Annotated in this window: 5 protein-coding genes; 3 read left to right on the forward strand and 2 right to left on the reverse strand. The window is 70.8% G+C overall.

Annotation, left to right across the window (positions count from 1 at the left end):
- Positions 1–927, forward strand: a 927-nt coding sequence (locus ACY45C_RS07100) for a WD40 repeat domain-containing protein (protein WP_462186842.1), incomplete at its 5' end; no start/stop codon positions are given.
- Here the strand turns inward: ACY45C_RS07100 and ACY45C_RS07105 are convergent.
- On the reverse strand, positions 909–2,363 hold the full coding sequence (locus ACY45C_RS07105; RefSeq protein WP_462186843.1) for a class I SAM-dependent methyltransferase: 1,455 nt from the start codon (positions 2,361–2,363) through the stop codon (positions 909–911). The genes ACY45C_RS07100 and ACY45C_RS07105 overlap by 19 nt on opposite strands.
- Positions 2,360–4,948 (reverse strand): HAD family hydrolase, encoded by a 2,589-nt coding sequence (locus ACY45C_RS07110; protein ID WP_462186844.1) that lies wholly within the window; start codon positions 4,946–4,948, stop codon positions 2,360–2,362. Before ACY45C_RS07110 ends, ACY45C_RS07105 begins: the two co-directional genes overlap by 4 nt.
- Before the next feature lie 488 nt (positions 4,949–5,436).
- Here ACY45C_RS07110 and ACY45C_RS07115 point away from each other — a divergent pair, with 488 nt between their 5' ends.
- Together ACY45C_RS07115 and ACY45C_RS07120 are read left to right on the forward strand one after the other, a co-directional pair.
- Positions 5,437–6,402, forward strand: coding sequence for an ABC transporter permease (locus tag ACY45C_RS07115; protein ID WP_462186845.1), 966 nt, complete (start codon positions 5,437–5,439; stop codon positions 6,400–6,402).
- Between the two features lie 119 nt (positions 6,403–6,521).
- A partial coding sequence (locus ACY45C_RS07120; protein ID WP_462186846.1) for an ABC transporter ATP-binding protein occupies positions 6,522–7,066 on the forward strand: 545 nt, incomplete at its 3' end.

A 7,066-nucleotide genomic window follows, 5' to 3' on the forward strand; every position in this document is an offset into this window, starting at 1 on the left:
TGGGACATCTCCGCGCGTTCCCATCCGGTGAAGCTCGCCACCCTGGCCAGGCACACCTCGTGGACGCTCGACGCGGCGTTCAGCCCGGACGGACGGCTGCTCGCCACGGTCAGCTACGACCGATCGGTGATCCTGTGGAACCTCAGCGATCCGCGCCGCCCCGTCGAACTCTCCGTCATCCTCGGGCACAACGGCTGGGTGCTCGACGCCGCGTTCAGCCCGGACGGGAAGCTACTCGCCACCTCGGGCTATGACAACACGGCCCGGCTGTGGGACGTCACCGATCCGCGCCGCCCCAGTCAACTGTCCGTGCTCGACCGCCACACCAGTTGGGTGAACGAGGTCGCGTTCAGCCCGAACGGTCACCTGTTGGCGACCGCCAGCGCCGACCGGACGGCCCGGCTGTGGGACGTCACCGATCCGCGCCGGCCGCGACCGCTCACGGCCATCACCGCGCACACCGACTACGTGTGGGCGGTCGCCTTCAGCCCGGACGGCCGGCGCCTCGCCACGGGCGCCTATGACGGTACGGCCCGAATCTGGGACATCACCAACCCGTCCCGGCCGGCGGCCACCGCCTCCTTCCCTGCCGACGAGAAATGGGTGTTCGACGTGGCGTTCAGCCCGGACGGCAGGACCCTGGCCACCGCGGGCTGGGACACCACGGTGCACCTGTGGGATGTCACCGAACCGGGCCGGCCGCCGGCGATCGGCACCATCACCGGGCACGGGGACTGGGTCCAGGCCCTGGCGTGGACACCGGACAGCCAGGGCATCGCCACGGCAAGCGACGACTACACCGTGCGCATCAGCCGGATCGGTGACGCCGACCTGATCGCCGCCGCGTGCGCCGACCCGTCGAAGCAGATCACCGATGCCGAATGGCAGCGCCACATCTCGGACGTGCCCTACCAACCGGTCTGCTGACCACCCGAGGTCCGGTCCGAGGTCCGGTCCCACGGCGGTCGCCGCGTGCCCGGCGACGCTGCCGGCGGGGGTGGCGCCGGGGCGGCCGAGCGGCGCCGCAGAGCGGGCAGGGCGCCACGACCCGCGACACCGCTCTCGGCGATCCGCGTCTGCACCCTCGCCAGGCGGTCCTGTCCGGTGGTGCTCAGCCGGGACCGCAGCACCGAGTTCGCGATCCGCGCGACCTGCATCAGCTTGGGCTCGTCGACGTCCGCGGCCGCCCAGTGGCTCTGGGCCCACCGCTCCTCGCGTTCCTGCTCGTGCCGGCGGAGCTCGGCGACCTCCTGCTCGAGCTGGGCGATGCGGTGCAGGTGCTCAAGCTCGATCGCCGCGAGCCGGCTGCGCTCGTCGTCCAGGCGCGCCCACTCCCGCTGCCGCGCCCGGGCGACCGCGGCCGCGGTGTCCTGCAACCGCAGGACGTGCAGGTAGAGGTCGATGCGGTTGCGTTCCAGGCGGGAAAGTAACCGGTTGGACACCCACGGAGTGAGCAGGTCGGCGACGCGACGCGCCCAGGGAGCCCGCCGGTCGATCACCACGCCCAACCCGAAGATCGGTGCCACGGTGAAGAAACGCAGGTCGGGGTGGTCGGCGACGAAGTCCTCGACGGCCGTGCGCACCCCGTTACGCGGACCGCCCTCGGTCAGCGCCCAGGCGAAGGCTCCCATGCCCCGAAATCCCCCGGGAACCGTCTCCCTGTTGTCGATCTCGACACCGACGTCCCACGAGTGCGGCTGCCGGGCGTCCTCGGGAATGCGGTCGGGGTTGTAGTACTGGTCGCGCCGGCCGGCCGGCCAGCCGACGTCGTGCAGGATCACCAGGGGAAAGTAGGACCGGCCGAACAAGGTGACCGCGCGGTCGATCTCGGTGAGCTCGCCGTGCACGGTGGCGTAGTTGTGGTCCCCGTCGATGAGGTAGGCGTCGGTCGGCGCGTGGCCGTCGAGCGCCTGCGGGCTGTGCCCCCGGATCACGTGCACGTCGAGGCCCCCGCCGGAGGCCGGCGACACCCCGGGCTCGGGATCGATGACCACTAACCGCCCGCCACCGCCACGGCGCAGCAGGTCGACGAGGAGCGAGGTGGTGACCCCGCTCTCGGAACCGATCTCCGCGATGCTGCGCGCCCCGGACGCCTCCAGCAGCGGCACCCAGATCTCGCGCAGATCGGACAGGGAGTGCAGGAGCAGGGGCGCCAGCGTGGGTTCGGCGGCGTCCCCGACCTCGACGGCGTGATCGCCCTGCCGGGTGAGCGCCGTGCCTGGTCCGGTGCCCGGTCGGGTGCCTGGTCCGGTGCCCGGTCGGGCCTCGAGGTCCGTTCCGGCGTCCATTCCGGCGGCGACGGCGGCGAGCTCGGCGAAACTGTCCCGAACCTCGCTGCGCTCTGAGTCCGGGCGGTCCGTCACCGCGGTCCCCCGAGCTCGCGCCGGATCTTGCGGGCCGCCCGCAGCGGCAGACCGTCGCGGGCGGGCTCCGCCGCGGGCAGAGCCAGCGGATCACCCCAGATGCCCATCCAGCCGAACGCCAGCTCGACGTCGAGGGCGTAGACCCCGGCGAGCTGCGGCTGCGTGGCGAGGTCGATCGTGTAGACGAACTGTGGGTCGTCCCCGGTGATCTCCACGAGGTTCGGCTGGAGCAGCCGGCCGCCGAGGAGTGCGAGCCGCTGGGCGGGATCGTCCAGCGAGGTGATGGTTATCTTGTCCGGCTCTGGGGTGTTGTTGATATGAAAGGACAGCGTCAGCCAGTCCAGGCGGAGCAGACCGCGCCGACCCGCCGGGTCGATGCGGATCCGGCGTGCCCCGACCGCCTCCAGGCTGAGTCGGACGATCGACAGGCCGTCGCGGGCCGACCGGGTGACCGCCGTCTCCTTCGGACCATTGACGAAGTCCCCGCCCGTGTCGATGTAGACCTCCACGGGCCCCGCGGCGGCCTCGGGCGAGACCTCCTCCGGCGGGATGCCCGCGGCGGCGGCCAGCCCGCTGATCACCGCCAGCGGCCGGTTCGCGACCCCGGCCACCCCGGCGGGCCAGTAGAGCTCACGCATGGAGATCCGGTCGATGTCGGCCGGGGTGAGGTACGGCATCCGGCGGACCAGCTCCGGCGGCAGCAGGCCCTCGGTGGCGTCGGAGCCGAAGTTGTCGTCGTGCGCCCAGGCACCGAAGGCCGCGGCCTCCACCGCGGTCGGCCGGGCGACGAAGCGGGTCAACGTCCGCAGCCCCGCCTGGCGCGCCCCGGCGCAGGCCAGCGACGGCATCGGGGTCTCCGAGCGCCGGTAACGCAGCCATTCCCGCTGGAAGGCCAGGACGCCGTCCTGGACGGCGGCTCGCTGGGCGACCTGCGTCCGCGAGGTCCGGTCGATGCTGAGCACCGGATTACCCATCTCGTCGAAGGAGACCAGTGACCCGACGTCGGGCATGCAGAGCTGCTCGAGTACCTCGGGGCTACGCATGAGCTGGTTCGCCAGGGTCTCGGGCTGACCGCTTGTCGCAAGATATCCCTCCAGCTCCAGACCGGCCAACCGGTGCGTCATCGCCGCCTGGTTCGTAGCCAGGTACAGGCCGAGGATGTCCAGCCCGCGGCCGGTGGAGGCGAGCAGCCGGGTGAGCAGCGCCTGGATGGTCCCGCCCCAGCCCAGGTCGAGGAAGACGACCCGGCCGCTCTCGGGTAGCTGGCTGTCGAGGTAGCGCACGTAACGCTCACGCAGGCGGGACGCGGTCAGCACGATCTCGCTGCGGATCCGCTCATCGGAACAGAGCGCCTCGAGGGTGTCGTCGAGCAGGCCGGGCACGTCGAGGCGGCGGTCGGCCAGCGCCGAGATGCCGGCGACGTTCTCCAGCCGGACCCCGAGCTGGCGCAGCAGCTGCCCCACACTCGGCGCGTGCCGACGGACCAGGAAGCTCCTGAGCTCCTCGGGGTTGCCCTCGAAGACGTTGGCCAGCGCGCACACCTGCCGCGACGCCCACAGCGTCGAAATGGTGACCCCGACATCCTCGCCGGGACCGACGAGCAGGCGGGAAAGGAAGTCACCCTCCCGCATCAGGCAGTGGATGTGGTCGGCGCCGAAGTCACGGGCCCGTTCCACGGCCCACTCCGCGAAACCGGTGAAGACCGGCCCGAAGACCGTCGCGCCGGCCTCCCAGTACCGGCGCAGCCCCGCGGGGACCGCGAGGGCGTCGGCACGGTGCAGTGACCGGGCCCGCAACGCGGTCATCCCGTAGTCGCCGTCCACCGGGTCGATCGGGAGGTCGTCGCTCGGCGCCTTACGCAGACCCTCGAGCTCGAGGGTCTGCTCCAGCGCCCCGGAGTACTTCGGGTAATGGATGGCGACAAGCCCGTGCTCGCGGGCGCCCTCGACGTCGGCGACGGGGTGGTCGCCAAGGTGCACGACCCGGGACGGCTGCAGGTTCGACGCGGCGAGCATGTGCTGGAACAGCCCGTCGCTCTTCGACGTCCCCGCGTCGGAGGAGGTGAAGATGTGGGTGAAGGGCACGCCGGCCAGCTCCGGCCGGTTCAGCAGCCGTTCGAGCTGGCCGGCCGAGAAGTACGTGTCGGACAGCAGGTAGACCGGCAGGCCGAGCTTCGTCATGGCGAGCTCGGCGAGCTCCACCACGGCGAGGTCGGCGCGGCAGAGCTCGCGTTCGACCGCGACCTCGGCGTCCAGGAGGTCCTGGACGCCGGGGGCACCGGGCAGCGCCGGCAGCAGCAGCTGCCAGATCTCGTCCAGCCGCACCTCATGGGTACCGCGGGTGGCCCTGGCGTGCAGGCGGGCCAGCTGCTCGGCGTGGACCCGCAGCCGGGCGAACTCGCCCGGGGAGACGCTGGCGGGCAGGTGGCCCGCGTCCGCGAGCCGCCGGCCCAACAGCACGAAGGCATGGGCGGGCTCTGGCACCATGCGCCACAGGAGGGTGTCGAAGACATCCAGAGTCAGGGCCTGTGCCCCGCCCGACTCCAGGTGCGACCACACTTCGCGTAGCCGGACGTCGGTGAACACGACCGTCCTCTCCGTGCGGCCGGTTACGACCGCTCCATGCGGCCGGTTACGGCCGCCTCCGCCGGGTCAGCCACGACGGCCGGCGTGCGTCGGGATTCTCCCGCGCGGCCTCGGCCGGCCGAAGCCAGATGGACGGATCAATACTATGAACCGTGCTCTGGCCGTCGGCCACCGGAGTGGGTGGCGTCGCCCGCCCGGCGATGGCACGGTACCGTCCGATTCTGACGAGAAGCGGGCCAGTTCGACCCTATACACCATTGATTATTCATCCACAAGCAGGGCGATACTCTCGGTAGCCGGAAAAGACGGCCGGCCGGGTCGCGGAACCCGCTTGGACGTGGGACGAACCAGGGACGCCTCGGTCTCGGTAGTGTTCAGGTCCCCGGAGTGTCGAGCCGAAGTGTCGAGGAGGAGCGGACAGGTGCAGCTCCAGTCGCGCCATAGCGGCGAGCGGTACCCGCGCATTCGGGAGACGGGGAGGGCGGGCCGTGTCACATCTGGCTGACGCCGCGCTGCCGGCGGGGGCGCCGATGGCTCCGTCCGCCCCGGAGCCGGAGACCGGGCCGCCCGGGCCGCCCGGGCCGGAGCACTATCACGCGCTGGACTCGAGTCGGCTGGCCCGTCGCAGCCGGGCCCAGACGAGGGTGCGCTGGGAACTGCTGCGCAATCTCATCCGCAAGGATCTCAAGATCAAATACAAGGGATCGACGCTGGGATTCGCCTGGTCACTGGCGAATCCGATGCTCCTTCTCGTCGTGTATACCTTCGTGTTCCAGATCGTGCTGAAATCAGGAATCCCCCGCTTCGGTATTTACCTGATGTCCGGGCTGCTCGTCTGGAACGCCTTCTCGGGCAGCGTGTCCGCGTCCTGCGGCAGCGTCGTGGCGAACGCGAACCTCGTCAAGAAAGTCCGCTTTCCCCTCGCCGTGCTCCCCCTGTCGGCGGTCGGCTTCGCCGCGGTGCACTTCCTGCTGCAGCTGCTGGTCCTGTTCGTGGTGATCCTCGCGCTCGGCTACAGCCTGCTCGGCCCCGAGCTGCTGCTGCTCGTCCCGGCCGGAGCCGTCGCCCTCACCTTCACCGTGGCGCTGTCCCTGCTGGTCAGCGCGCTCAACGTGCGTTACCGCGACACCGCCCATCTGCTCGACGTGGCGCTGCTCGCCTGGTTCTGGCTGAATCCCATGGTGTACGCCTTCGGCCTCATCCAGAACAGGTTGGCCGACCTGACCTGGGTGTACCTGCTCAACCCGATGGCCGTCGTGGTCATCACGTTCCAGCGGGCGATCTACGATCCACCCCCGGGTAACTCGACGGGTTCCGCCCCCATCCTGGCGAACCCGGGATACACGTTCTACCTGGAACATCTCGCCGTCGCCGGAGTGATCTCCCTCGTCCTGCTGTGGCTGGGGCTGCACGTGTTCCGCGCCCTGCAGGCGGACTTCGCCGAGGATCTGTAGTCGGCCCGTGGCGGACCGGCCCTGTCCTCGTCGCCCGCCGAAGGCCCCGGGAGCCAGCACGCCGACCGCGGTGCGATCATGATGGGACGTCCGCAGGCGGCCAGCAAGGAGTAGCAGTAGTGGCCCGACACTCGTCCGCGTACCCGCCGAGCCCCGCCGCCCCGCCCGAGGGCAGGGAGGCCGCCGCGCCACCCGGCCCGGCGCGCGAGGCGCCCGTGGTGATCGAGGCCGCCGGAGTGAGCAAGAAATTCGTCTCCTACCACAACCGGGCGACCAGTCTGAAGGAACGGTTCGTCCGTCGGGGCGGCCCCGCCGGGGACGACTTCTGGGCACTGCGCGACATCGACGTGACGATCGGGCGAGGCCAGACGGTCGGTCTCGCCGGTGCGAACGGCTCGGGCAAGTCGACGCTGCTCAAGGTGCTCACCGGGATCCTGCGCCCGACGGACGGACGGGTCGCGGTGCACGGTCGGATCGCCTCGCTGCTCGAACTCGGTGCCGGGTTCAACGGCGAGCTTTCCGGCCGGGACAACGTCTACCTCAACGCGTCCCTGCTCGGGCTGTCCAAACGGGAGATCGATCAGCTCTTCGACTCCATCGTCGACTTCTCCGAGCTGCGCCACAAGATCGACGATGATGTCAAGCACTACTCGTCGGGCCAGTA

Source organism: Frankia sp. CcWB2, from assembly GCF_977927585.1.